A 24,516-nucleotide genomic window follows, 5' to 3' on the forward strand; every position below is an offset into this window, starting at 1 on the left:
TCTAGGGATTGCGGCCCTTGATCCGCTTGTTCAGGAACTCGAAATATTCCTCGCGCATTTCCGCCGTCTCATTGGCCAGGTGATGCCGCGCCTCCGCCAGCAACAGAATCTGCGGCCGGTCGAACTTCCACTTCAGCACTTGCAGGTTGTGCGGCCAATCCACCGTCATGTCCGCCTGGCCCTGAATGATCAGCGGCCGACGCGGACTTTTCTTCGCGTATTCCACACGGTTGATCCAGCGTGACAACGCACCGACCCACGCCGTCGGCAAGCGTTTCGGCTGCAATGGATCGGCCTGCAGGAATGGCAGGAAATCCGGATCATTGGAGTTCTCGCTGAAACGCCGGGCGATGCCCCGGACGAAGGGCCGGAGCAGGTAATAACTGAACTGCGACCAGCCCCAGGCCCGCGGACGCACCAGCGGCGCCAGCAGAATCAGCTGGCCTTGCGCCGGGCTGTTTTCGCCATGGTTGAGCACGTGATCGACAATGATCGCACCGCCGGTACTTTGCCCGCACAAGTGCCACGGCTGCGGCAGCGCGATCGAATGCGCCTCGGCGAACAGACCTTGCAGCGCATCCTGATACTCGGAGAAATCGCGGATGCTCGCCCGCTCGCCGCTCGACAGACCATGCCCCGGCAGATCGCAGGCAATCACCGCGAACCCCTGATCCAGCGCCCACTCGATCACATGCCGATAGAGACCGGTGTGGTCATAAAAACCATGAACCAGAAACAGCGTGGCCTTGGCCGTTTCCGCCGGCCACCAGCAATGACTGACCAGCTCATATCCATCGACGTCGAACCGACCCATGCCGCGCCAGACATCGCGTTCCGGGAAGTCGGTCTTGTAGAACCGCTGATACGCCTTCGCCTCCTCGGACAACGGCTGCCACTCGGCCAAAGGCTTGAGGCTCGCGCGCAGATGATCGGGATTGAAGGCAGCAGACATGGGCAATTCCAAAACGGTAAACGGACTTTATCGGCCTGCGATATTCATCTGTCGCGGCAAGCATGGCAAGCTAGCCGCCCCTCAAGGACTCAAATCCATGCGATCGCCCTACCGCACCGCACTGTTTGCCAGCCTGCTCGCCATCGTGTGTGTCGGCGTGCTGTGGGCCGCGTACGACTGGTTTCAGGGCCGCTACCTGCGGGCCTTCAGCGAGCACACTGCGGTGTTTTCCGGCGATCCGCTGCGACTGCCCGACGACCTCGCCGGCCCTGGCAACATCCGTCTGGTGCATTTCTGGGACCCGGCCTGCCCGTGCAACGTCGGCAATCAGCAGCACCTGACCGAGATGGTCGAACAGTTCGGCCCCAAGGGTGTGGAGTTCTTTGCCGTGCAGAAGGCCGGCAGCCACGGCCAGTTGCCCGCCACGCTGAGCAATCTCAAGACCATCGCGGTGCTGCCCGGCTCCGAACAGATCCCCGCCAGCCCAGCCGTGGCGATCTGGGACCGCAGCGGCAAACTGGCGTACTTCGGCCCCTATAGCGAAGGCCTGACATGCAACTCCAGCAACAGTTTTATCGAACCGATCTTGCAAGCGTTGAGTGATGATCGCCCGGTCAATGCGACTCATACGTTGGCGGTAGGGTGTTATTGCCCGTGGTTGAGTGGGGAGTGAGAATTTCGCCACACTCCACAACTAAACCACTTTAAAACCAGGCTTGCCGTTGGCCGCCCGCCACGCCTTCACTTCTTCAACCACTGCTGTTGGCCCACTTTTTCCTGGCTCCGGATAAAAGATCAGATCCGAGCCGGATGGATGCTCGCTCAAGGCCTTGAACTCTAAAACAGCATCAATATGCTGTTCCTCAGTATCGTAGTCATCATTATAAACCCTCGTAACAAAGCTCAAAAACTCTGGCTCCGAGAATTCACTTATACGCATATCAATTACCGACACGGCAATACCCCCAATTAAAATCTCAAAACAAAAAGTGCCCTTACCATTACTCGAACAGCAAGGGCACTACCAAAAACCTATTCCGGTTTAAATCCTGACCTACCGCTGGAAGCCCGCCACTCCTTAACTTCCTTAACGACTCCCTCTGGACTATCCTCCCTACCATCGCGAGGATAGTAGATCAAATCTGAACCATCTGGATGCTGAGTTAAACGCTCAAACTCGAAAACAGCTTCTATTTGCTGCTCTTCAGTCGAATACGAAGAATTATAGATTTTTTTAACAAACAACAAAAAATCCTCCTCGGTGTAGTCCTCGAACTCTTTTGCGCTCATATCAATCCCCCTCCGAATGTATCGCGTCGTGCTGTTTAGGAGTAACTACTCGAACGTTATCTACATCCATAACCTCCCCTCCTCTAGATATATAGACGGAATGATGAAGCTCAAACTTCACTTGCCCTCCCACCCTATCAATTTTTCGAACAAACGGTGCTCGGCCATTTTTCATTTCAAAAGCACTACTATTATTAAATTGACTTACTAGCTCAGAATCATCGGCCACCGCCTTCCAAAACGCCTCCCGAAACGCCCGAAAATTCCTGAACTCCCGCCCTCGCAACTGATCGGCAATCTGCGCCGGCACCGGTGCGCCTTTGCCCTGCGATGCGCTCCCGAGCCAGTTGCCCGATACCACCTGCCCAACACCTGACGCGACACCCGGATCCTCCCGCCGATCCCGAAACATCGTGTAGTTCGACGGCAGCCCGGAGTCCTGCGGGAACACCAGGACATAGTCATCGAATCCGGCTTCTAAAACGGCCGGGAACGAATCGAGGCGTCCCTCGACCGGGACTACCGTCGCCCCAGTATAGGCAGGCACATCCGGCTGCCCGGCCGGTGAGGTTGTCGAGCTGTTGCCCGGATTGACGATCGGGGTCCACGTCAGGGTGCGTGGCGGAACGTCGGCGGTAGTCGCGGTGTAGACGTTGCGTTCGGCGTCGTAAGAGGCCGCCACCACCCTGACCGCCGACGGAATATTCCGCCCATCCGTCTTGACGACAAAAACCTCTGACTGCCCGTTCGCGTCGGTCTTTGAACTGACACGGTAAGGCAGATCAACCGTTCCGCCAGCCGCCGCGATGGCGTGCAGGTCTGGTGCAAAATCTGGTGTCAGGTCCGACAGCGGCGTACTGAACGCGTAACGGTCCGGCAACTCCCCGTTGCCCAGCTTCGACGAGTAGACCAACGCTGAAACACCGACGACAGCGCCAGCCCCGACACTCGCAGCAAGATTGCCCAAGCCCGCGATGGCGCTGCGAACAGCCGCTTGCAGACTGGCCGAAGCGGCCTCGGCAACTGCCAGGACTCCCGCCGAAGTCATGAACAGCGGCCCAGCCGCAGAAGTGACACCCGGCGCGCGGAAGGTGTGGGCGGAACGAAGAGCCTCTGCCGCTACCCGCGTTTGCTCATCCGCTATTCGCCTTGCTTCTGCCTCAGCGGCAATTCGCGCCTCTTCCCGAATGCGAGCCTGCTCCTCGGCAACACGCCGGGCCTCAGCCTCCGCGGCAATACGCGCCTGCTCCTGCAAATGCCGGGCTTCCTGTTCCTTGGCAATGCGTATCTGCTCTTGCAACTGCTCCGCATCCTGGGCACGGGCGATCAGACCGGCAAAAGCCTCCGCAGCCGCAGCCATATGCCGGGCACTTTCCGAGTGCAGGAGTGAAGCGTGATAGTCCTGCCAGCGCTTGCCCAGATCCGTAGTGGCCTGCAGGTCCACCAGATTCTTCAGCGCCTCAAGTTCAGGCTTGCTCAACGGAGCGTTGATGGCCGGGTTGGCGATTGCATAGGACCGGACAGCTGCCTGCTCTGAAGCGCTGACGCTATCCGCTGCGAATTTATAGTTCGTGAGCGTTTGAGAGAGACTGCCTCCGGTTGAACCCGCTGCTGCAGCGATTCTTTCAACGAGAAAGCCCGGCAAAATATGCAACCGGATATTCGTTTCCAGATTGACCACGGATAGCCTTTCGGCAGACAGAATCTGCTGGGCATGCCTGGTGGTTTGAGTCGCCGCCTCAACCTGGATTCTTCTCGTGGCCAGTCCCGGAAGTTGATTGGCGATAATTGCAATCACCCACGAAAGTCGCCGCAGCTCCATTGCCGAGCGATAGGCCCTGTCGACGGCGGCATAAGCGACGGAAACGTCCGGCACGGGCAACGTCAGACTTTCCCGGATTTTCCTGAAGGACAAATCCTTCATCAGAAAAAACGGATTATGGCCATATAACGAATAAGCACCCTCGGTGTGGACCCGATACTCCAACAACTTCGCATGAATAACCTGAATGGTTATTTCCTGATCAGCCTTTACTTTCCGTTCTGGAGGAAGCCCTGCGCCGGCCGTTTGCCGGGCCTGTTCAACTTCGTTGTTTGAAGTCGCTCCTATATTGCTGAATATTCCAGCGTACTCGAGATCAATATGTGCCTGAGCATTCTGCTGCTCATGCATCAAGTCATCCCAAATGAATGGGGTTAACGGATCGAGTTTGCCGGAACCTTGACCGGTGCCTCTATGCGGCCCTTCATTCAACCCCCAGCTTCCCGAGAAAAACCCACCCTGACCCAATCGAACTGGCTTCACTCCCTTGACGGGTATTGGCGCCAGTTCATATTTACCCGGCCCGGTCTGCTTGTGAGGTCCAAGATAATTTTCAATATCACTCATACGACTTCTCCATGTCAGTTATTCCATGTATTGAATTCGCGAACTTCGTTTTCGTCCTTTGCTTTTTCTCGAGGTCTTTTATAGGGCCACGCCGTTAAACACCGCAATAACAAACTTGTAGTGCACTTCCCGAAAACCTGAAGGAAACTTCCTATTCAGGAAATACTGTGTTATGAAATCCCGGTTGCGATCTTCAACTAGATCAGCACCATCAATGCCTTCATATAAATAGAACGACAGGGAGCAGATTTTTCATGAAAAAAGGCCTGACCGTACTTGCGTTGCTGATCGCCATTCCCGCCATCGGGGTCGGCGGTTACCTCTACAGCAAGCAACCGACGCGTCAGGGCCAGGTGGAGTTGCGCAACCTGCAAGGCTCGGTGACCGTGCGTTACGACGAACGCGGCGTGCCGCACATCCGTGCTGAAAACGAAACTGACCTCTATCGTGCCCTCGGTTACGTGCACGCTCAGGACCGGCTGTTCCAGATGGAAGCCATGCGCCGCCTGGCTCGGGGCGAACTGGCCGAAGTGCTCGGGCCGAAACTGCTCGATACCGACAAACTGTTCCGCAGCCTGCGCATCCGCGAACGCGCTGCCACTTACGTGGCCAGCCTCGACAAGCAGTCGCCGGCCTGGAAGGCCCTGCAAGCCTATCTGGACGGCATCAATCAATATCAGGACTCGCACGCCGCCCCCGTCGAGTTCGACGTGCTGGGCATCCCCAAGCGGCCGTTCACCGCCGAAGACACCATCAGCGTCGCCGGCTACATGGCCTACAGCTTCGCCGCCGCGTTTCGCACCGAACCGTTGCTGACCTACGTGCGCGATCAGCTCGGCGCCGATTACCTCAACGTCTTCGACCTCGAGTGGCAGCCCAAGGGCGTGCTCGCCAAGGGCCACGCCGGCAAAGCACCGGCACTCGCCGCCGAAGACTGGAAAGACCTGAACGCCCTCGCCCGCCTCAGCGAACAGGCGCTGATCGAAAACGGCCTGCCGCAGTACGAAGGCAGCAACGCCTGGGTGATTGCCGGCAGCCGCAGCAAGGGCGGCAAGGCATTACTGGCCGGCGATCCGCACATCCGTTTCTCGGTGCCGTCGGTGTGGTACGAAGCGCAGTTGTCGGCGCCGGGTTTTGAACTCTACGGCCATCATCAGGCGCTGGTGCCGTTTGCGTTCCTGGGTCACAACCTGGACTTCGGCTGGAGCCTGACCATGTTCCAGAACGATGACCTGGACCTGATCGCCGAGAAGGTCAATCCGGACAACCCGAATCAGGTCTGGTATCACGGTCAGTGGACCGACATGGTCAGCACCGAGCAGCAGATTGCGGTGAAAGGCCAGGCGCCGGTGACCATCACCCTGCGCCAGTCGCCCCACGGGCCGATCGTCAACGACGCCCTCGGCACCGCCGCCGGGAAAACCCCGATTGCGATGTGGTGGGCATTCCTCGAAACGCCGAACCCGATTCTCGAAGGTTTCTACCAGCTCAACCGCGCCGACACCCTGACCAAGGCCCGCGCCGCAGCGGCCAAGGTGCAGGCGCCGGGGCTGAACATTGTCTATGCCAACGCCAAGGGCGATATCGCCTGGTGGGCCTCGGCGCTGCTGCCCAAGCGTCCGGCCGGGGTCAAACCCGAGTTCATCCTCGATGGCAGCGGCAATCAGGCGGACAAGGACGGCTACTTCCCGTTCAGCGCCAACCCGCAGGAAGAGAACCCGGCGCGGGGCTATATCGTCTCGGCCAACTTCCAGCCCGTGTCGCCGACCGGCATGGAGATCCCCGGTTACTACAATCTCGCCGACCGTGGCCAGCAGCTCAACCGCCAGCTCGCCGACAAGAACGTGAAGTGGGACAACGAAGCCAACCAGAAGCTGCAACTGGGCACCACCACCGGTTACGGCCCGCGCGTGCTGGCGCCATTGCTGCCGGTATTGCGTGAAGTGGTGACTGACCCGGCGCAGCTGAAACTGGTCGAGCAACTGGCCCAGTGGCAGGGCGACTATCCACTGGATTCGGTCAGCGCGACGGTGTTCAACCAGTTCCTCTACAACCTGGCCGACGCGGCGATGCGCGATGAACTGGGCAACGACATGTTCGAGACTCTGCTGTCGACCCGCGTGCTCGATGTGGCACTGCCACGACTGGCAGCCAACGCCGATTCACCGTGGTGGGACAACCGCAACACGCCAGGCAAGGAGACCCGCGCCGACACCGTGCGCACCGCGTGGCAGGCGAGCATGGCGCACCTGAAACAGATCCTCGGCGACGATGCTTCCGGCTGGCAATGGGGCAAGGCGCACACGCTGACCCATGGTCATCCGTTGGGGCAGCAGAAGCCGCTGGACCGCATCTTCAATGTCGGCCCGTTTGCCGCACCGGGCACCCATGAAGTGCCGAACAACCTCTCGGCGAAGATCGGCCCGGCCCCGTGGCCGGTGACCTACGGCCCGTCGACGCGACGACTGGTGGACTTCGCCGACCCTGCCCACAGCCTGACCATCAACCCGGTCGGCCAGAGCGGCGTGCCGTTCGACAGTCACTATGACGATCAGGCGGAAGCGTATGTGGACGGGCTGTATGTGCAGGCGCATTTCAGTGAGGAAGAGGTTACGGCGAATACGCGCAGTACCTTGAAGCTGTTACCGGCACGGGCGTCGCAATAAGCGAAGTTCAAACCATCGCCGCAAAGTTCAGCCGAAACTGCTGCGGCGTCACCCCCAGCCGGCGGTTGAACACGCTGCGCATGTGTTGCGCATCGCGAAACCCGCATTGATACGCCACCGTCTTCAGTGGCGCCGTGGTGCTTTCGAGCATCACCCGCGCCGCATCCACCCGCGCCCGCTCGACGAATTCCGCCGGGGTGACCTTGGCTTCCCGGGCAAACACCCGGGAGAAATTCCGTGCGCTCATGTTGGCGGCATTCGCCAGGTCGGCGATGGTCAGGTCGCCGGTGAGATTGGCCAGCACGTACAGTTGCACCATCGCCACCGCCGACGTCGGTTCGGCGTGGGGCGTGAGAAACGGGCTGAACTGCGACTGCCCGCCCGAGCGCTGGGTAAACACCACCAGCCGCTTGGCCACGCTCAGCGCCACCTCGGCACCGTAGTCACGCGCCAGCAGGTACAGCGACAGATCGATCCCCGCCGTCACCCCCGCCGAGGTGTAGAGCTGACCATCCTCGACGTACAGCCGATCGGCCTCGACCCGGCTCGACGGGCACAACTGCGCCAGCGCCTCGGCGTCATTCCAATGAGTGGTAACCGTACGCCCGTCCAGCAATCCCGCACGCGCCAGCATGAACGCACCGTTGCAGATCGAGCCAAAACGCCGCGCCCGCCCACAGGCCTCACGCAACCAGACGTCGAACGCCTCGCCGAAATCCAGGAACGGCAACTGCGGCCCACCGGCCACCAGCAGCAAATCGCAAGCTTCCTGCACGTCGCTGAAATGCCGGTGAGCACTCAGGGTCAGCCCGTTGGAACACGCCATCGGTCCGCGCTCGACGCCGATCACTTCGAGCCGGTAATGATCCTCCGGCGCCAGAAAACGGTTGGCCTCGGCGAACACGTCCATGGGCCCGCTGACGTCCAGCGCCTGCACGCCGGGGAACACCACGATGGCAACGGTTCTGTTCATGGCGATATCGGCTCCCGGGGAATGGCGGATCAGCGCCAACCCTAGCCAATCCACGCCGCAGAAGCGAGCTGGCACGATTTGCAGGTGGAATGGCAAGGATCGCAGCCATGGATCGATTGTCCGGCTCTGCCCCCGAGAACAGACTTTCTCCATCAGCGCCGTGACGGCGTTTTCGACGAGGAAGCTCAACATGACCACGACCATCGCCGGTATCCAGATCCCCGACAGCGCCCTCGCCCGGGCCACCACCGAATACATCCGCGACATCGAATCCGACCTGCTCTACCACCATTCGCGCCGGGTGTTTCTGTTCGGTGCCTTGAGCGGCGAACGCCAGCAACTGGCCTACGATCCGGAGCTGTTGTACGTCGGCGCGATGTTCCACGACCTGGGGCTGGTCGAAGGTCACCGCAGCGACGACGAACGTTTCGAAGTCGATGGCGCTAACGCCGCGGCGGCGTTTCTCAAGCCTTACGGGTTGAGTGATGACGACATCGAGCAGGTCTGGCTATCGATCGCCCTGCACACCACACCGGGCGTACCGAAGCATCTGCGTCCGACCGTGGCGCTGGTGACGGCAGGCGTCGAGATGGATGTGCTGGGCATGGATTACGCCGCGTTCACCACCGTGCAGCGCGAGGCAGTGGTGCATGCGCATCCACGGGGCGAGGGTTTCAAGGAGTGCATCATCTGCGCGTTCGCCGATGGCTTGCGTCATCGCCCGCAGACGACGTTCGGCAATGTGAAGACCGATGTGCTGAAGGATCAGGCGGCGGGGTTCAAGCCGATGAACTTTGTCGATGTCATCCGCCAATCGCCCTGGGTGTCCTGACCGGGCATAAAAAACCTCGCGGCCGGTAACGATCGCGAGGTTTTTTTGTGTCGGAAGACTTAAGCCGCTTCCGGCGTCTGCGCCCGGCGCACGTCCGGTTGTTTCCACGAATCGGCAGCGCCTTCTTCGATGGCTTGCTGGATCGCCTTGCGGCGCGACTCTTCGGCACGGCGGCTGAAGAACCAGACCATGAAGGTCACCAGCGACACCGCCAACAGAATCAGGCTGGCCACGGCGTTGATCTCAGGCTTCACGCCCAGACGCACCGCCGAGAACACTTCCATCGGCAGGGTCGTCGAACCCGGGCCGGAGACGAAGCTCGCCAGTACCAGGTCGTCCAGCGACAGGGCGAACGACATCATGCCGCCCGCCGCCAGCGACGGCGCGATCATCGGGATGGTGATCAGGAAGAACACCTTCCACGGCCGCGCACCCAGGTCCATCGCTGCTTCTTCGATGGACAGATCCAGCTCACGCAGACGCGCCGACACCACCACCGCCACATACGCCGCACAGAACGTGGTGTGAGCGATCCAGATGGTGACGATGCCACGCTCCTGTGGCCAGCCGATCATCTGCGCCATGGCCACGAACAGCAGCAACAGCGACAGACCGGTAATCACCTCAGGCATTACCAGCGGCGCAGTGACCAGGCCGCCGAACAGCGTACGGCCCTTGAAACGCGTGATGCGGGTCAGGACGAACGCCGCCAGCGTACCCAGCGCCACTGCCGCGACGGCGGTGTAGCAGGCGATTTCCAGCGAGCGCACCACCGAGCCCATCAGTTGGGTGTTGTCGAGCAGGCCGACGTACCACTTGATCGACCAGCCGCCCCACACCGTCACCAGTTTCGAGGCGTTGAACGAGTAGATCACCAGGATCAGCATCGGCAGGTAGATGAACAACAGGCCGAGCACCAGCATCAGGCTGGAGAAACGGAAGCGCTTCATTCTTTACCCTCCATTTCCTTGGCCTGACTGCGGTTGAACAGGATGATCGGCACGATCAGGATCGCCAGCATCACCACCGCCAGGGCGGACGCCACCGGCCAGTCACGGTTGTTGAAGAACTCTTGCCAGAGCACTTTACCGATCATCAGGGTTTCCGGACCGCCGAGCAGTTCCGGGATCACGAACTCGCCCACCACCGGGATGAACACCAGCATGCAGCCGGCGATGATCCCGTTCTTGGACAGCGGAATAGTGATTTTCCAGAAGCTGTTGAACGTGCTCGAACCCAGATCGGACGCCGCTTCCAGCAAGCTGTTGTCGTGCTTCACCAGGTTGGCGTACAGCGGCAGGATCATGAACGGCAGGTAGGAGTAGACGACGCCGATGTACACCGCGAGGTTGGTGTTGAGGATCTGCAGCGGCTCATCGATGAAGCCCATGCTCATCAGGAAACCGTTGAGCAGGCCGTTGTTGCTGAGGATGCCCATCCACGCATAGACGCGGATCAGGATCGCGGTCCAGGTCGGCATCATGATCAGCAGCACCAGCACCGTCTGCACTTCCTTGCGGGCACTGGCGATGGCATAGGCCATCGGGTAGCCGATCAGCAGGCACAACAGCGTGCTGAAGAACGCCATCTTCAGCGAACCGAGGTACGCCGAGATGTAGAGTTCGTCGTCGCCGAGCATCGCGTAGTTGCCCAGGTTCAGCAGCACTTGCAGCTTCTGGTCAACGAAGCTGTAGATCTCGGTGTACGGCGGGATGGCCACGTCTGCTTCGGCAAAGCTGATCTTCAGAACGATGAAGAACGGCAGCATGAAGAACAGGAACAGCCAGATGAACGGAACCCCGATGACCAGTTGGCGGCCACCGGGAATTATTCGATTGAGCCGGCGTTTGAATTTGCGCATGTTCATGAGCGAAGTACCACGCCGCTGTCATCTTCCCAGTACACGTACACCTGATCGCCCCAGGTCGGACGTGCGCCACGGCGTTCGGCGTTGGCCACGAACGACTGCACCAGCTTGCCGCTCGGCAATTCGACGTAGAACACCGAATGCCCGCCGAGGTAGGCAATGTCGTGCACCTTGCCGCTGGACCAGTTGTATTCGCAGGTCGGCATTTCGGCGGTGACCAGCAGTTTTTCCGGACGGATCGCGTAGGTCACGGACTTGTCCTGCACCGAGGTGCTGATGCCGTGGCCGACGTAGATCTGCCGGTCGAGGTCCTTGCAGGTGATGGTCGCGTGGCCTTCGGCGTCGTCGATCACTTCGCCTTCGAAGATGTTCACGTTACCGATGAATTCACAGACCAGGCGGCTGGTCGGGGTTTCGTAGATATCGATCGGGCTGCCGATCTGGGCGATCCAGCCCAGGTGCATGATCGCGATGCGCTCGGCCATGGTCATGGCCTCTTCCTGGTCGTGGGTCACCATCACGCAGGTCACACCCACGCGCTCGATGATTTCCACCAGTTCCAGCTGCATCTGCGAACGCAGTTTCTTGTCCAGTGCGCCCATCGGTTCGTCGAGCAGCAACAGCTTCGGCCGCTTGGCCAGCGAACGCGCCAGCGCCACACGCTGACGCTGGCCGCCGGACAACTGGTGCGGCTTGCGCTTGGCGTACTGGCTCATCTGCACCAGCTTGAGCATCTCGGCCACGCGGGCGTCGATCTCGGCCTTGGGAATCTTGTCCTGCTGCAGGCCGAACGCGATGTTCTGCGCCACGGTCATGTGCGGGAACAGAGCGTACGACTGGAACATCATGTTGATCGGTCGCTCGTACGGCGGCATGTCGGTGATGTCGACGCCGTCGAGGAAAATGCGCCCCTCCGTGGGCCGTTCGAACCCTGCCAGCATCCGCAGCAGAGTGGATTTGCCCGATCCCGAACCGCCGAGCAGAGCGAAGATCTCGCCCTTCTTGATTTCCAGGGACACATCGTCCACGGCAACCGTCTCGTCGAACTTCTTCGTGACCCGGTCGATTTTAACCAGCACCTGCTTAGGTGTCTGGTCGCCCTCGAGGGCTTTCTTATAGGCGCCGGAGGCAACTGCCATTTACGAAACTCCCAGAAAAAAAGAGTGCAGTTCGCCCACGCAAGACGAACCCAGGATAGTTTGTACGTTGAAGCTATTTACCCGACTTGACCTTGGTCCAGCTGCGGGTCATCAAACGCTGAATATTCGGCGGCAACTCGATCGACACGTAAGTCTTGTCGAGAACGGCCTGCGGTGGATAAACCGCTTCGTCGGTGCGAATGGACTGCTCCATCAGCTTGTCCGAACCCGGGTTGGGGTTGGCGTAACCGACGTAATCACTGACCTGGGCGATTACCTCAGGTTTCAGCAAATAGTTGATGAAGGCGTGGGCTTCCTTGACGTTGGACGAGTCCTTCGGAATCGCCAGCATGTCGAACCAGAGCGCGCCGCCCTCTTTCGGGATGGCGTAGGCGATGTTCACGCCTTTCTTGGCTTCTTCGGCGCGGTGCTTGGCCTGGAAGATGTCGCCGGAGAAACCGATGGCCACGCAGATGTCGCCGTTGGCCAGATCGCCGATGTATTTCGAGGAGTGGAAGTAGGTCACGTAAGGACGCACCGCCAGCAACTTGGCCGTGGCCTTCTCGTAATCCTTGGGATCGGTGCTGTTGGCGTTCAGGCCCATGTAGTTGAGCACGGTCGGCATCATTTCATCGGCCGAATCGAGGAACGCCACGCCGCAGCTGTGCAGCTTCTTGATGTTCTCAGGCTCGAACAGCACGCTCCAGGAGTCGATCTTGTCGACGCCGAGCACGGCTTTCACTTTATCGACGTTGTAGCCGATGCCGTTGGTGCCCCACAGGTACGGCACGGCGTACAGGTTGCCCGGATCGTTCTGTTCCAGACGCTTGAGCAGCACCGGGTCGAGGTTGGAATAGTTCGGCAGCTGCGCCTTGTCGAGCTTCTGGAACGCGCCCGCCTTGATCTGCTTGCCAAGGAAGTGGTTCGACGGCACGACCACGTCGTAACCGGTACGCCCGGCAAGCAGTTTGCCTTCCAGGGTCTCGTTGGAGTCGAACACGTCGTAGACCGGCTTGATCCCGGTTTCTTTCTGGAAATCGGCCAGGGTGGTCTCGCCGATGTAATCCGACCAGTTATAAATATGCACAGTACCGGCGGCTTGGGCACCGACAGCGAACGTCAGACCGGCAGCGGCCAGCAGGGCATTGCGCAAGGAAGAAAAAATAGGCAAGTGGAGGTCCTCTAATTTAGTTGGGCCCAAGTTGCCCCGCGCTGCATGACAGTCACGGTTGCCCGGCAACAAAACCGGCGCGCAACTTACCCTCGAAAAACCGTTCCAGCAAAACTTTCTGTCATTTAATTGCACCGCTGGCCGTCCTTGCGAACGCGACGGCCAGCGGTTGCTGCGTCAAACCGGCTTATTTACCGGATTTGATCTTGGTCCAGCTGCGAGTCATTTCACGCTGGGTCGCCGCCGGCAGATCGGCGATGGCATACAGCTTGGCCTGCACGTCGGCTGGCGGGTAGATGCCTGGATCGCTGGTGATGTCTTTTTCCACCAGTGCCGTTGCAGCGGCGTTACCGTTCGGGAAACGTACGGCGTTGGTGATGCCGGCCATGACTTCAGGCTTCTGCAGGAAGGTCATGAACTTGTAGGCGCCTTCAACGTTTTCGGCATCCTTCGGAATGGCGACCATGTCGAAGAAGCTGCCAGCACCTTCTTTCGGAATCGCATAGCTGACTTTCACCTTGTCACCGGCCTCGGCGGCACGGGACTTGGCCTGCTGCACGTCACCCGAGTAGCCGACCGCTACGCAGATGTTGCCGTTGGCCAGGTCCGAGATGTACTTGGACGAGTGGAAGTAGGTGATCGAAGGACGAATCTTGAGGAACAGGTCCTCGGCTTTCTTGATGTCTTCTTTCTTCTGGGAGTCGGTTGGCAGGCCCAGGTAGTGCAGCGCGACCGGGAGCATTTCGGTCGGCGAATCGAGGAAGCTCACGCCGCAGCCCTTGAGCTTGGCGATGTTTTCCGGCTTCAGCAGTACGTCCCAGGAATCGATCTTGTCGACGCCCAGCGCAGCCTTGACCTTCTCCGGGTTGTAGCCGATGCCGATCGAACCCCACATGTACGGGAAGGCGTGCTTGTTGCCCGGGTCGCTGACCGACACGGCCTTGAGCAGGTCCTGGTTCAGGTTCTTCCAGTTAGGCAGTTTGGACTGATCCAGCTCCTGGTAGACACCGGCCTTGATCTGCTTGGCCAGGAAGTTGTTCGACGGCACGACCACGTCGTAGCCGGACTTGCCCGCCAGCAGCTTGGCTTCCAGGGTTTCGTTGGAGTCGAACACGTCGTAGACGACCTTGATCCCCGACTCTTTCTCGAAGTTCGCGATGGTGTCCGGAGCAATGTAGTCGGACCAGTTGTAGACGTGCAGCACTTTGTCGTCCGCGTGAACCGCGCCCGCCATCATGCCCGCGACGGACAGGGCCAGAAGAGTCTTGCCAGCAAGCTTTTTACCTAATGCCTTCATGCGTCATGCTCCAAATTTTTCTTTTTTGAACCACTTTGTTCAGCGGCCGAACCCGGACAACTGGAACCGCGGCTAGTCTGGCAAGATACGAGGCGGTCTTTCAAGAAAAGACCAGCCTTTCTGACAGCTCCGAGCGACAGCGCAACAGCTCCATCGCTCAGAGCCTAGCACTTAGCCCTGCAATGCACTGAGGGTCAGGTCCAGGCACTTGCGCGCCTTGGTCACCAGCTCATCGATCTCCGCCTTGCTGATCACCAGCGGCGGCGCGATGATCATGGTGTCGCCTACGGCGCGCATGATCAGCCCGTTGTCGAAGCAGAACTGGCGGCAGATCATGCCCACACCCTTGCCTTCGTAACGCTTGCGAGTGGCCTTGTCCTGCACCAGCTCGATGGCCCCCAGCAGACCGACTCCGCGCACTTCCCCCACCAACGGGTGATCGTTCAGCTCGCGCAGACGTTTCTGCAAATACGGTGCCGTTTCTTCATGGGCGCGTTCGATGATTTTCTCTTCGCGCAGAATCCGGATGTTTTCCAGACCCACCGCCGCCGCCACCGGGTGACCGGAGTAGGTGAAGCCGTGGTTGAAATCGCCGCCCTCGTTGAGCACCGCCACCACTTCGTCGCGCACGATCAGGCCACCCATCGGGATGTAGCCGGACGTCAGGCCTTTGGCGATGGTCATCATGTGTGGCTTGAGATCGTAGAAATCGCTGCCGAACCATTGGCCGGTACGGCCGAAACCGCAGATCACTTCGTCCGCCACGAACAGGATGTCGTACTTGGCGAGGATTTCCTTGATGCGCGGCCAGTAGGTGTCAGGCGGAATGATCACGCCGCCGGCACCCTGGATCGGCTCGGCAATGAAGGCACCGACGTTGTCCACGCCGACTTCCAGAATCTTCTCTTCCAGCTGATTGGCTGCCCAGATCCCGAATTCTTCCGGGGTCATGTCGCCGCCTTCGGCGAACCAGTACGGCTGAGCGATATGGACGATGCCCGGAATCGGCAAGTCGCCCTGCTCGTGCATATACGTCATGCCGCCCAGGCTCGCGCCGGCCACGGTGGAGCCGTGGTAGCCGTTCTTGCGGCTGATGATGACTTTCTTGTTCGGCTGGCCCTTGATCGCCCAGTAGTGGCGAACCATGCGCAGCATGGTGTCGTTGCCTTCGGAGCCGGAACCGGTGAAGAACACATGGTTCATGCCTTCCGGCGCCACATCGGCGATGGCCTTGGCCAGTTCCAGCGCCGGCGGGTGCGCGGTCTGGAAGAACAGGTTGTAGTAAGGCAGTTCGCGCATTTGCTTGGCGGCCGCATCGGCCAGTTCATCGCGCCCATAACCGATCGCCACACACCACAGACCCGCCATGCCATCGAGGATCTTGTTGCCCTCGCTGTCCCACAGGTACACGCCCTTGGCGTTGGTGATGATCCGTGGACCCTTTTCTTTCAGCTGTTTGAAGTCGCTGAACGGGGCCAGGTGGTGATCGCTGCTGAGGGCTTGCCACTCACGGGTTTGCGGGTTGTTGCTGGTCATGCCAATTCTCCTTGTTATCGGTGAAGGCGCGGCGGCTGGCCACCGCGCCCGGCGTATCAGACGGCGAAGAGCAGGTACTCACGCTCCCAGGAACTGATCACGCGCTTGAAGTTTTCATGCTCGGCCCGCTTGACCGCGACGTAGCCGGTGATGAAAGTCTTGCCCAGGTATTTCTCGATGGTTGCGCTGTTTTCCATACGCTCCAGCGCGTCTTCGATGGTCAGCGGCAGGCGCAGGTTGCGGCGCTCGTAACCACGGCCCACGACCGGCGCGCTCGGGTTGAGGCCCTCGACCATGCCGATGTAGCCGCAGAGCAGGCTCGCGGCAATCGCCAGGTACGGGTTGGCGTCGGCGCCCGGCAGGCGGTTTTCCACCCGACGGTTCTGCGGGCCGGCATCCGGTACGCGCAGGCCCACGGTGCGGTTTTCTTCGCCCCACTCCACGTTTACTGGCGCGGAGGTGTCCGGCAGGAAGCGGCGGAACGAGTTGACGTTCGGGGCGAACAGCGGCAGCAATTCCGGGATCAGTTTCTGCAGGCCACCGATGTGGTGCAGGAACAACTGGCTCATGGTCCCGTCTTCGTTGGAGAACACGTTCTTGCCGGTCTCGATGTCGATGATGCTCTGGTGCAGGTGCATCGCACTGCCCGGCTCACCGGTCATCGGCTTGGCCATGAAGGTGGCGGCCACGTTGTGCTTGAGGGCGGCCTCACGCATGGTGCGTTTGAACACCAGGATCTGGTCGGCGAGGGACAAGGCATCGCCGTGACGGAAGTTGATTTCCATCTGCGCGGTGCCGTCCTCGTGGATCAGCGTGTCGAGGTCCAGCTCCTGCAATTCGCACCAGTCGTAGACGTCTTCGAACAGCGGATCGAATTCGTTCGCCGCTTCGATGGAGAACGACTGACGACCGATTTCCGGACGCCCGGAACGGCCGACTGGCGGCTGCAACGGATAGTCAGGGTCGTCGCTGCGCTTGGTCAGGTAGAACTCCATTTCCGGCGCCACGATCGGCTGCCAGCCCTTGTCGGCATAGAGTTTCAGGACTTTCTTGAGGACGTTGCGCGGCGACAGCTCGATCGGGTTGCCTTGCTTGTCGTAGGTGTCGTGGATCACCTGGGCGGTCGGCTCGATGGCCCATGGCACCAGGTACACGGCGTTCTGGTCGGGGCGGCAGATCATGTCGATGTCGGCCGGGTCGAGCAGTTCGTAATAGATGTCGTCTTCGACGTAGTCGCCGGTCACGGTCTGCAACAGAACGCTCTCTGGCAGGCGCATGCCTTTTTCGGCGATGAACTTGTTGGTCGGCGAGATCTTGCCCCGGGTGATACCGGTCAAGTCGCCGATCATGCATTCGACTTCTGTGATCTTGTGGTCTTTCAACCAATCGGTGAGCTGGTCGAGGTTGTTACTCATAAATGCCTCTGGGCTGAGTCTCCTGACGCGTGTCAGGCAAGTTTGACGCACGGGGCGTCGCGTTAAGGGGGCTTGCTTGCGCGCAGTACCGGCTTACGCCTGGCACCGCGCATAGACAATGAAGGAGGAGCTTACCTGCCCTTTACGCTGGCGTTGCATTTCCTGTGCACATTCCGGGCGTGCAGAATCACGGGCACGGCGACGGGCGCGGTGCAGGCCGGAAGAAGGAAAGAGATCTATATTGAAAGGAGAACCGCTAAAGAGGATGCCCCCGCATGCGTCCAGAATATCGGACGCTGTCGCCTGATCTACCGTGGACAGAGACACCGCTGGCAGGCTGCGAGCCTTGCTGGCTGCGCTGCGGACGGACGTGTCGCCACTGATGTGATAAGCATGCAGACCGGACTGCAAGGAGCAGTCGGTGACGCCGATTAACGGCAGGCGAGACATGAAGCACCCCGGTATTATTGCTGTTATGGGTTTGACCCGAGCTTAGCCTTGTTCATTTTTTTACACAACACCCCCGTAAAAAATACAACACGGCCTGCTCAAGCCTGCGGGTGGCGCGTCCTCCATGGATAAAAAAATGCCCCAAAGTGCCCCATAAATGCCCTCATGGCGCTTTTTCAGGGCAAAAAAGGCCTCGCTTGACTTCGGCAGGCCGTTCGGGTTGACTGAAACCAGAAAAGATCAATGATTGATATTTTTAACAACAAAGGTGTTGCATCATGTCGGTACCCCCGCGTGCCGTTCAGCTTAACGAAGCGAACGCGTTCCTTAAGGAACATCCTGAGGTTCTGTACGTTGACCTTCTGATTGCGGATATGAATGGTGTGGTGCGCGGCAAGCGCATCGAACGCACCAGCCTCCACAAGGTTTACGAGAAAGGCATCAACCTGCCGGCCTCTCTATTTGCTCTGGATATCAATGGTTCGACGGTGGAAAGCACCGGTCTGGGCCTGGACATCGGCGACGCCGACCGTATCTGCTATCCAATCCCCGACACCCTGTGCAACGAGCCATGGCAGAAGCGCCCTACCGCGCAACTGTTGATGACCATGCACGAACTCGAAGGTGACCCTTTCTTCGCCGATCCGCGCGAAGTGCTCCGTCAAGTTGTTGCAAAGTTTGACGAGCTGGGCTTGACCATCTGCGCCGCATTCGAACTCGAGTTCTACCTGATCGACCAGGAAAACGTGAACGGCCGCCCTCAGCCGCCACGCTCGCCGATCTCCGGCAAACGCCCGCATTCGACCCAGGTTTACCTGATCGACGACCTCGACGAATACGTCGACTGCCTCCAGGACATTCTGGAAGGTGCAAAAGAGCAAGGCATCCCGGCCGACGCCATCGTCAAGGAAAGTGCCCCGGCGCAGTTCGAAGTGAACCTGCACCACGTCGCCGACCCGATCAAGGCGTGCGACTACGCGGTGCTGCTCAAGCGTCTGATCAAGAACATCGCCTACGACCATGAAATGGACACCACCTTCATGGCCAAGCCGTACCCGGGTCAGGCCGGCAACGGTCTGCACGTCCACATTTCGATTCTGGATAAACAAGGCAAAAACATTTTTGCCAGCGAGGATCCCGAGCAGAACGCCGCACTGCGTCACGCGATCGGCGGTGTGCTCGAGACCCTGCCCGCGCAGATGGCTTTCCTCTGCCCGAACGTCAACTCGTACCGTCGTTTCGGCGCACAGTTCTATGTGCCGAACTCGCCGAGCTGGGGCCTGGACAACCGCACCGTGGCCCTGCGCGTACCGACCGGCTCCGCCGATGCGGTCCGCCTGGAACACCGCGTTGCCGGCGCCGACGCCAACCCGTACCTGCTGATGGCTTCGGTCCTGGCGGGCGTGCACCACGGTCTGGTCAACAAGATCGAACCGGGCGCTCCGGTCGAAGGCAACAGCTACGAGCAGAACGAGCAGAGCCTGCCGAACAACTTGCGCGACGCCCTGCGCGAGCTGGACGACAGCGAGGTGATGGCCAAGTACATCGATCCTAAGTACATCGATATCTTCGTCGCCTGTAAGGAAAGCGAGCTGGAGGAGTTCGAACACTCCATCTCCGACCTTGAGTACAACTGGTACCTGCATACCGTTTAAGCGGATTGCAGCAAAAGAAAACGCCGTTGGCTTCTCAGCCCGCGGCGTTTTTTATTGGCCCCTGTGGCACATGGCCAAGCTCTGCGTACAATGCCCGATGCCCCGCAGGAGACTTTCATGACGCGTCCCGCCCCCGTCCGCAAACCCCGTGCCCGCAGCCAGGCGCGGATCGATTCGATACTCGACGCCGCGCGCACGCTGCTGGCCGCCGAGGGCGTGGCGAGCCTGTCGGTCTACAGCGTCGCCGAGCGCGCGCAGATCCCTCCCTCCTCGGTCTACCATTTCTTCGCCAGCGTCCCGGCCTTGCTGGAAGGCCTGACGGCAGATGTCCACGCAGCCTTCCGCGCCTGCCTGCAAGCGCCGATCGACCACGACGCCCTGCGCGACTGGCGCGACCTGTCACGACTGGTCGAGCAACGGATGCTGGAGATCTACGACGAAGACGCCGCCGCCCGGCAACTGATCCTCGCGCAACACGGCCTCACCGAAGTCACCCAGGCCGACCGCCAGCACGATCTGGAACTGGGCGACCTGATGCACAAGCTGTTCGATCATCACTTCGAACTGCCGAAGCTGCCGGACGACGTCGACGTGTTCGCACTGGCGATGGAACTGGGCGACCGCGTCTACGCCCGCTCGGTGCAGCAGCACGGACAGATCACGCCACGCATGGCCGAGGAAGGGATGCGCGTGTTCGATGCCTACATCGGGCTGTATCTGCCGCCGTACCTGCCCAAGCGGGTTCTCTAGCGCCGCACGACAGACACAAAAAACCCCGAAGGGCTCACACCCTTCGGGGTTGTTTTTTACTCACAGGCTTACAACTTGGCGATGGACACCTCGGTGGATTTCACGAAGGCGATCACTTCGCTGCCGACCTCCAGTTCCAGCTCCTTGACCGAACGGGTGGTGATCACCGACGTGACGATGCCGGAAGCGGTCTGCACGTCGATTTCCGACAGCACGTCGCCGAGAACGATCTCCTTGATCGCGCCTTTGAACTGGTTGCGTACGTTGATGGCTTTGATAGTCATGGCATTGATTCCTGTCGTTTGCTTGAGTTATTGAGCCCAACGCAGTTGCGTAGGCAAGGGTGAAACGGGTTCCGGCGCCGGCGGCTCGCCGGGCAGGGACAACACACGGTTGAGTACTTCGGTTTCCAGCGCTGCCAGTCGATGGGAGCCACGCACCCGAGGGCGCGGCAGCTCCACCTGCAGATCGAGACCGACTTCGCCGTCCTCGATCAGAATCACCCGGTCGGCAATCGCCACCGCTTCGCTGACATCGTGGGTCACCAGCAACACGGTGAAACCATGCTGTTGCCAGAGACGTTCGATCAGTTGCTGCATCTCGATCCGGGTCAGCGCGTCCAGTGCACCCAGCGGTTCGTCGAGCAGCAACAGGCGCGGTTGATGGATCAAGGCGCGCGCCAGTGCCACACGCTGCTTCTGCCCGCCGGACAAGGCCGCCGGCCATTCGTTGGCGCGATCGGCGAGGCCGACCGCATCCAGCGCTTCCAGGGCTTGCGGACGCCAGTTGCCTTTAAGGCCGAGACCGACGTTGTCGATGATCTTTTTCCATGGCAGCAACCGTGCTTCCTGGAACATCAATCGGGTGTCTTCCTGCGCGTCGCTCAGCGGTGCAGCGCCGGCCAGCAGGTCGCCGCCGGTGGGTTGATCAAGACCAGCAAGCAAGCGCAGCAACGTGCTTTTGCCGCATCCGCTGCGTCCGACCACGGCGACGAACTGTCCCGCCGGAATGTGCAGGTCGATACCCCGCAGCACCTGCCGCGAACCGAAGGTCTTTTGCAGATTGCGCACCGCCAGCGGAATGCCGCGCAGCAGGCGTGGAGGTTGTTGAGCGGTCATGCCGCACCTCCTTTCGCCACTTGATACGCCGGATGCCAGCGCAGCCACACACGCTCAAGTCCACGGGCTGCGAGGTCGGCCAGTTTGCCGAGCACCGCGTAAAGCAGAATCGCCAGCACCACCACGTCGGTCTGCAAAAACTCACGGGCATTCATCGCCAGGTAACCGATGCCCGAGCTGGCGGAGATGGTTTCCGCCACGATCAGCGTCAGCCACATGAAGCCCAGCGCAAAACGCACGCCGACCAGAATCGAAGGCAACGCCCCCGGCAGAATCACCTGCCAGAACAGGCTGAAACCGGACAAGCCATAACTGCGGGCCATTTCCACCAGCGCCGGATCGACGTTGCGGATGCCGTGATAGGTGTTGAGGTAGATCGGGAACAGCGTCCCCAGCGCCACCAGAAAAATCTTCGCCGACTCGTCGATGCCGAACCACAGGATCACCAGCGGAATCAGCGCCAGATGCGGCACGTTGCGGATCATCTGCACCGAGCTGTCGAGCAGGCGTTCGCCCCACTTCGACAGGCCGGTGATGAAGCCCAGCACCAGGCCGATGCTGCCACCGATGGTGAAGCCCAGCGCCGCGCGCCAGCCACTGATTGCCAGATGCGTCCAGATTTCGCCGCTGCGCACCAGGCTCACGCCGGCCTCGATCACCGCCACCGGCGCCGGCAGAATCCGCGTCGACAGCCAACCGGCCGACACCGACAACTGCCACACCGCCAGCAACAACACCGGCAACGCCCAGGGCGCGAGGCTGTGGATAAATTTCTTCATGGCGGCGCCTCAGCTCTGGGACGCGGCTTTGGGAAGGATGTCGTTGGCCACCATTTCGCCGAACGGGCTGACGTAACCGGCGCTTTTCGGCAGTTCAGGACGTTCGACGTCGAGGTGCGGGAACAGCAGCTCGGCGACCCGATACGACTCTTCGAGGTGCGGGTAACCGGAGAAGATGAAGGTATCGATGCCCAGATCCGCGTATTCCTTCACGCGTGCAGCTACAGTCGGACCGTCGCCGACCAGCGCTGTACCGGCACCGCCGCGCACCAGGCCGACGCCGGCCCACAGGTTCGGGCTGACTTCGAGGTTGTCACGACTGCCACCGTGCAGCGCGGCCATGCGTTGCTGGCCGACCGAATCGAACCGCGCCAGCGAGGCCTGGGCACGTTTGATGGTGTCGTCGTCCAGATGTGAGATCAGGCGATCCGCCGCTTGCCATGCTTCGGCGTTGGTTTCCCGCACGATCACATGCAGACGGATGCCGAAGCGCACGGTGCGGCCGAGTTTGGCCGCTTTGGCGCGAACCTGTTCGATCTTCTCGGCCACCGCTGCTGGCGGCTCGCCCCAGGTCAGGACCATTTCCACTTGTTCCGCTGCCAGATCCTGCGCCGCTTCCGAAGAGCCACCGAAGTACAACGGCGGACGCGGTTGCTGGATCGGCGGATAGAGCAACTTGGCGCCCTTCACGCTGATGTGCTCGCCGTCGTAATCCACGGTTTCGCCTTCCAGTACACGACGCCAGATCCGGGTGAACTCCACCGAGGCCTGATAGCGCGCTTCGTGATCGAGGAACAGCCCGTCGCCGGCCAACTCTTCCGGATCGCCACCAGTCACCAGGTTGAACAGCGCACGACCACCAGACAACCGATCCAGGGTCGCGGCCTGACGCGCCGCCACCGTCGGGGAAATGATCCCGGGGCGCAGGGCGACCAGAAATTTCAGGCGCTGGGTCACTGGAATCAACGATGCCGCCACCAGCCACGAATCCTCGCAGGAGCGGCCGGTAGGAATCAGCACGCCGCCGAAACCCAGTCGATCCGCCGCTTGCGCGACCTGTTGCAGATAGCCGTGGTCGACGGCGCGGGCGCCTTCGGCGGTGCCAAGGTAATGGCCGTCACCGTGGGTAGGCAGGAACCAGAAGATGTTGAGGCTCATGGAGTGGTCTCCTTGGGAATTCGATTTACCGGGCTTGGGTCGCCGAGCTTTGGGCCACAGCGGCCGGTGGTGTCCAGATCACATCCTTGATGCTCAACGGCTTGGGAATCAGCTTGAGCTGGTAGAAGGTGTCGGCGATTTTCTGTTGCGCGGCGACCACTTCCGGGGTCAGGAACAGCGCGCCGTAGCCCTGGCGCTTCACCGAGGTCAGGGTGATGTCTGCCGGCAGGCCGAGCAGCGGCGACACCTGTTGGGTCACGTCTTCAGGATTGGCCTTGGACCATTCGCCGACGGCGCGCACTTCTTCCACGAGGGTCTTGATCACCTCGGGATTTTTCTGTGCGTAGGGTTTGGTCGCCAGGTAGAACTGGTGGTTGTCGACGATGCCTTTGCCGTCACGCAGGGTGTGCGCTTGCAGTTGCTTCTCGGCGGCGGCCTGGTACGGATCCCAGATGACCCAGGCGTCGACGCTGCCACGTTCGAACGCAGCGCGGGCATCGGCCGGCGGCAAGAATACAGTTTGAATATCGGTGTACTTGAGGCCGGCGTCTTCCAGCGCACGCACCAACAGGTAGTGGACGTTGGAGCCTTTGTTCAGGGCGACTTTCTTGCCCTTCAGATCCGCCACCGATTTGATTGGCGAATCTTTCGGCACGAGGATCGCTTCGCTGTTTGGCGCTGGCGGCTCGTAAGCCACGTAGAGCAGGTCGGCACCGGCCGCCTGGGCGAAGACTGGCGGGGTTTCGCCGGTGACGCCGAAGTCGATCGAGCCGACGTTCAGGCCTTCCAGCAGTTGCGGGCCGCCGGGGAATTCAGTCCATTGCACGTCGACGCCTTGGGCGGCGAGGCGTTTTTCCAGCGTGCCTTTGGCTTTGAGCAGCACCAGCGTGCCGTATTTCTGATAACCGATCCGAAGCGTCTCGGCCTGAGCTTGAGTGATGGCGCCGAAGGACACAGCCGCAGCAAACAGAGCGACCAGACCACGACGCAAAAATACAGTGCGCATAGCGCTCTCCTTTTTGCTGTTGGGTTTTGGCTGCACCTGCTTGCCCGTTGGCGGGCGAGTAAGGCCAGTACTT

Annotated in this window: 23 protein-coding genes; 5 read left to right on the plus strand and 18 right to left on the minus strand. The window is 60.5% G+C overall.

Annotation, left to right across the window (positions count from 1 at the left end; genetic code table 11):
- Window position 1: 1 nt before the first annotated feature.
- Window positions 2-952, minus strand: coding sequence for a phospholipase BipL (bipL, locus tag IF199_RS28570; RefSeq protein ID WP_096817472.1), 951 nt, complete (start codon window positions 950-952; stop codon window positions 2-4).
- A gap of 97 nt (window positions 953-1,049) precedes the next feature.
- On the opposite strand from bipL, the gene IF199_RS28575 reads away from it, so the two are divergent.
- On the plus strand, window positions 1,050-1,625 hold the full coding sequence (locus IF199_RS28575) for a DUF6436 domain-containing protein (protein WP_192559236.1): 576 nt from the start codon (window positions 1,050-1,052) through the stop codon (window positions 1,623-1,625).
- Between the two features lie 21 nt (window positions 1,626-1,646).
- Here the strand turns inward: IF199_RS28575 and IF199_RS28580 are convergent, their stop codons facing one another.
- From IF199_RS28580 to IF199_RS28590, 3 genes are all read right to left on the minus strand, one after another.
- Window positions 1,647-1,898: a bacteriocin immunity protein gene (locus IF199_RS28580; protein WP_244142488.1), complete on the minus strand. Its 252-nt coding sequence runs from the start codon at window positions 1,896-1,898 to the stop codon at window positions 1,647-1,649.
- A gap of 86 nt (window positions 1,899-1,984) precedes the next feature.
- Window positions 1,985-2,242 (minus strand): bacteriocin immunity protein, encoded by a 258-nt coding sequence (locus tag IF199_RS28585; protein WP_192559237.1) that lies wholly within the window; start codon window positions 2,240-2,242, stop codon window positions 1,985-1,987.
- A gap of 1 nt (window position 2,243) precedes the next feature.
- Entirely contained in the window at window positions 2,244-4,631 is a 2,388-nt protein-coding gene (locus IF199_RS28590; protein ID WP_192559238.1) for an S-type pyocin domain-containing protein, read from the minus strand.
- Between the two features lie 254 nt (window positions 4,632-4,885).
- Between IF199_RS28590 and IF199_RS28595 the strand changes: the two genes are divergently transcribed.
- Window positions 4,886-7,297 carry a penicillin acylase family protein gene (locus tag IF199_RS28595; protein ID WP_192559239.1) on the plus strand — a complete coding sequence of 804 codons (2,412 nt, stop codon included), beginning with the start codon at window positions 4,886-4,888 and terminating at the stop codon, window positions 7,295-7,297.
- 7 nt (window positions 7,298-7,304) lie between these two features.
- Here the strand turns inward: IF199_RS28595 and IF199_RS28600 are convergent, their stop codons facing one another.
- Entirely contained in the window at window positions 7,305-8,270 is a 966-nt protein-coding gene (locus tag IF199_RS28600) for a GlxA family transcriptional regulator (protein ID WP_192561016.1), read from the minus strand.
- Window positions 8,271-8,460: 190 nt separating this feature from the next.
- On the opposite strand from IF199_RS28600, the gene IF199_RS28605 reads away from it, so the two are divergent.
- Window positions 8,461-9,102: an HD domain-containing protein gene (locus IF199_RS28605; RefSeq protein WP_192559240.1), complete on the plus strand. Its 642-nt coding sequence runs from the start codon at window positions 8,461-8,463 to the stop codon at window positions 9,100-9,102.
- A 59-nt stretch (window positions 9,103-9,161) separates the two neighbouring features.
- On the opposite strand, the gene IF199_RS28610 is transcribed toward IF199_RS28605, so the two are convergent.
- The 8 genes from IF199_RS28610 to IF199_RS28645 form a co-directional block, all read right to left on the minus strand.
- Entirely contained in the window at window positions 9,162-10,052 is an 891-nt protein-coding gene (locus IF199_RS28610) for an ABC transporter permease subunit (protein ID WP_085709000.1), read from the minus strand.
- A complete protein-coding gene (locus IF199_RS28615; RefSeq protein WP_244142489.1) occupies window positions 10,049-10,930 on the minus strand; it encodes an ABC transporter permease subunit in 882 nt (293 codons plus the stop codon). Before IF199_RS28615 ends, IF199_RS28610 begins: the two co-directional genes overlap by 4 nt.
- Window positions 10,931-10,965: 35 nt before the next feature.
- Complete coding sequence (locus IF199_RS28620; RefSeq protein ID WP_096817462.1) at window positions 10,966-12,108, minus strand: ABC transporter ATP-binding protein; 1,143 nt, start codon at window positions 12,106-12,108, stop codon at window positions 10,966-10,968.
- A 73-nt stretch (window positions 12,109-12,181) separates the two neighbouring features.
- Window positions 12,182-13,279 carry a polyamine ABC transporter substrate-binding protein gene (locus IF199_RS28625; protein ID WP_096817460.1) on the minus strand — a complete coding sequence of 366 codons (1,098 nt, stop codon included), beginning with the start codon at window positions 13,277-13,279 and terminating at the stop codon, window positions 12,182-12,184.
- A 187-nt stretch (window positions 13,280-13,466) separates the two neighbouring features.
- Window positions 13,467-14,576 carry a polyamine ABC transporter substrate-binding protein gene (locus IF199_RS28630; RefSeq protein ID WP_096817458.1) on the minus strand — a complete coding sequence of 370 codons (1,110 nt, stop codon included), beginning with the start codon at window positions 14,574-14,576 and terminating at the stop codon, window positions 13,467-13,469.
- Window positions 14,577-14,747: 171 nt separating this feature from the next.
- The gene (locus IF199_RS28635; RefSeq protein ID WP_011336447.1) at window positions 14,748-16,112 is read right to left on the minus strand and encodes an aspartate aminotransferase family protein; all 1,365 of its coding nucleotides are present in this window, start codon (window positions 16,110-16,112) and stop codon (window positions 14,748-14,750) included.
- A gap of 56 nt (window positions 16,113-16,168) precedes the next feature.
- Window positions 16,169-17,527 carry a glutamine synthetase family protein gene (locus IF199_RS28640; protein ID WP_096817456.1) on the minus strand — a complete coding sequence of 453 codons (1,359 nt, stop codon included), beginning with the start codon at window positions 17,525-17,527 and terminating at the stop codon, window positions 16,169-16,171.
- 93 nt (window positions 17,528-17,620) lie between these two features.
- The gene (locus IF199_RS28645; RefSeq protein ID WP_192559241.1) at window positions 17,621-17,977 is read right to left on the minus strand and encodes a gamma-glutamyl-gamma-aminobutyrate hydrolase family protein; all 357 of its coding nucleotides are present in this window, start codon (window positions 17,975-17,977) and stop codon (window positions 17,621-17,623) included.
- A gap of 278 nt (window positions 17,978-18,255) precedes the next feature.
- Between IF199_RS28645 and IF199_RS28650 the strand changes: the two genes are divergently transcribed.
- Both IF199_RS28650 and IF199_RS28655 read left to right on the plus strand, forming a co-directional pair.
- A complete protein-coding gene (locus IF199_RS28650) occupies window positions 18,256-19,632 on the plus strand; it encodes a glutamine synthetase family protein (RefSeq protein ID WP_096817455.1) in 1,377 nt (458 codons plus the stop codon).
- A gap of 117 nt (window positions 19,633-19,749) precedes the next feature.
- A complete protein-coding gene (locus tag IF199_RS28655; protein WP_102619652.1) occupies window positions 19,750-20,382 on the plus strand; it encodes a TetR/AcrR family transcriptional regulator in 633 nt (210 codons plus the stop codon).
- Window positions 20,383-20,450: 68 nt separating this feature from the next.
- On the opposite strand, the gene IF199_RS28660 is transcribed toward IF199_RS28655, so the two are convergent.
- The 5 genes from IF199_RS28660 to IF199_RS28680 are packed head-to-tail and all read right to left on the minus strand — an operon-like array spanning window position 20,451 to window position 24,443.
- A complete protein-coding gene (locus IF199_RS28660) occupies window positions 20,451-20,666 on the minus strand; it encodes a TOBE domain-containing protein (protein WP_007953520.1) in 216 nt (71 codons plus the stop codon).
- Between the two features lie 27 nt (window positions 20,667-20,693).
- Window positions 20,694-21,500 carry an aliphatic sulfonates ABC transporter ATP-binding protein gene (ssuB, locus tag IF199_RS28665; RefSeq protein WP_096817453.1) on the minus strand — a complete coding sequence of 269 codons (807 nt, stop codon included), beginning with the start codon at window positions 21,498-21,500 and terminating at the stop codon, window positions 20,694-20,696.
- Window positions 21,497-22,279, minus strand: a complete 783-nt coding sequence (gene ssuC, locus IF199_RS28670) for an aliphatic sulfonate ABC transporter permease SsuC (protein ID WP_011336451.1) — start codon at window positions 22,277-22,279, stop codon at window positions 21,497-21,499. Before ssuC ends, ssuB begins: the two co-directional genes overlap by 4 nt.
- A gap of 9 nt (window positions 22,280-22,288) precedes the next feature.
- Window positions 22,289-23,437 (minus strand): FMNH2-dependent alkanesulfonate monooxygenase, encoded by a 1,149-nt coding sequence (gene ssuD / locus IF199_RS28675; protein ID WP_011336452.1) that lies wholly within the window; start codon window positions 23,435-23,437, stop codon window positions 22,289-22,291.
- Window positions 23,438-23,462: 25 nt separating this feature from the next.
- Complete coding sequence (locus IF199_RS28680) at window positions 23,463-24,443, minus strand: sulfonate ABC transporter substrate-binding protein (RefSeq protein ID WP_192559242.1); 981 nt, start codon at window positions 24,441-24,443, stop codon at window positions 23,463-23,465.
- Between the last annotated feature and the right edge of the window lie 73 nt (window positions 24,444-24,516).

This window comes from Pseudomonas allokribbensis (assembly GCF_014863605.1).
In the GTDB taxonomy this organism is placed as follows: Bacteria; Pseudomonadota; Gammaproteobacteria; order Pseudomonadales; family Pseudomonadaceae; genus Aquipseudomonas; species Aquipseudomonas allokribbensis.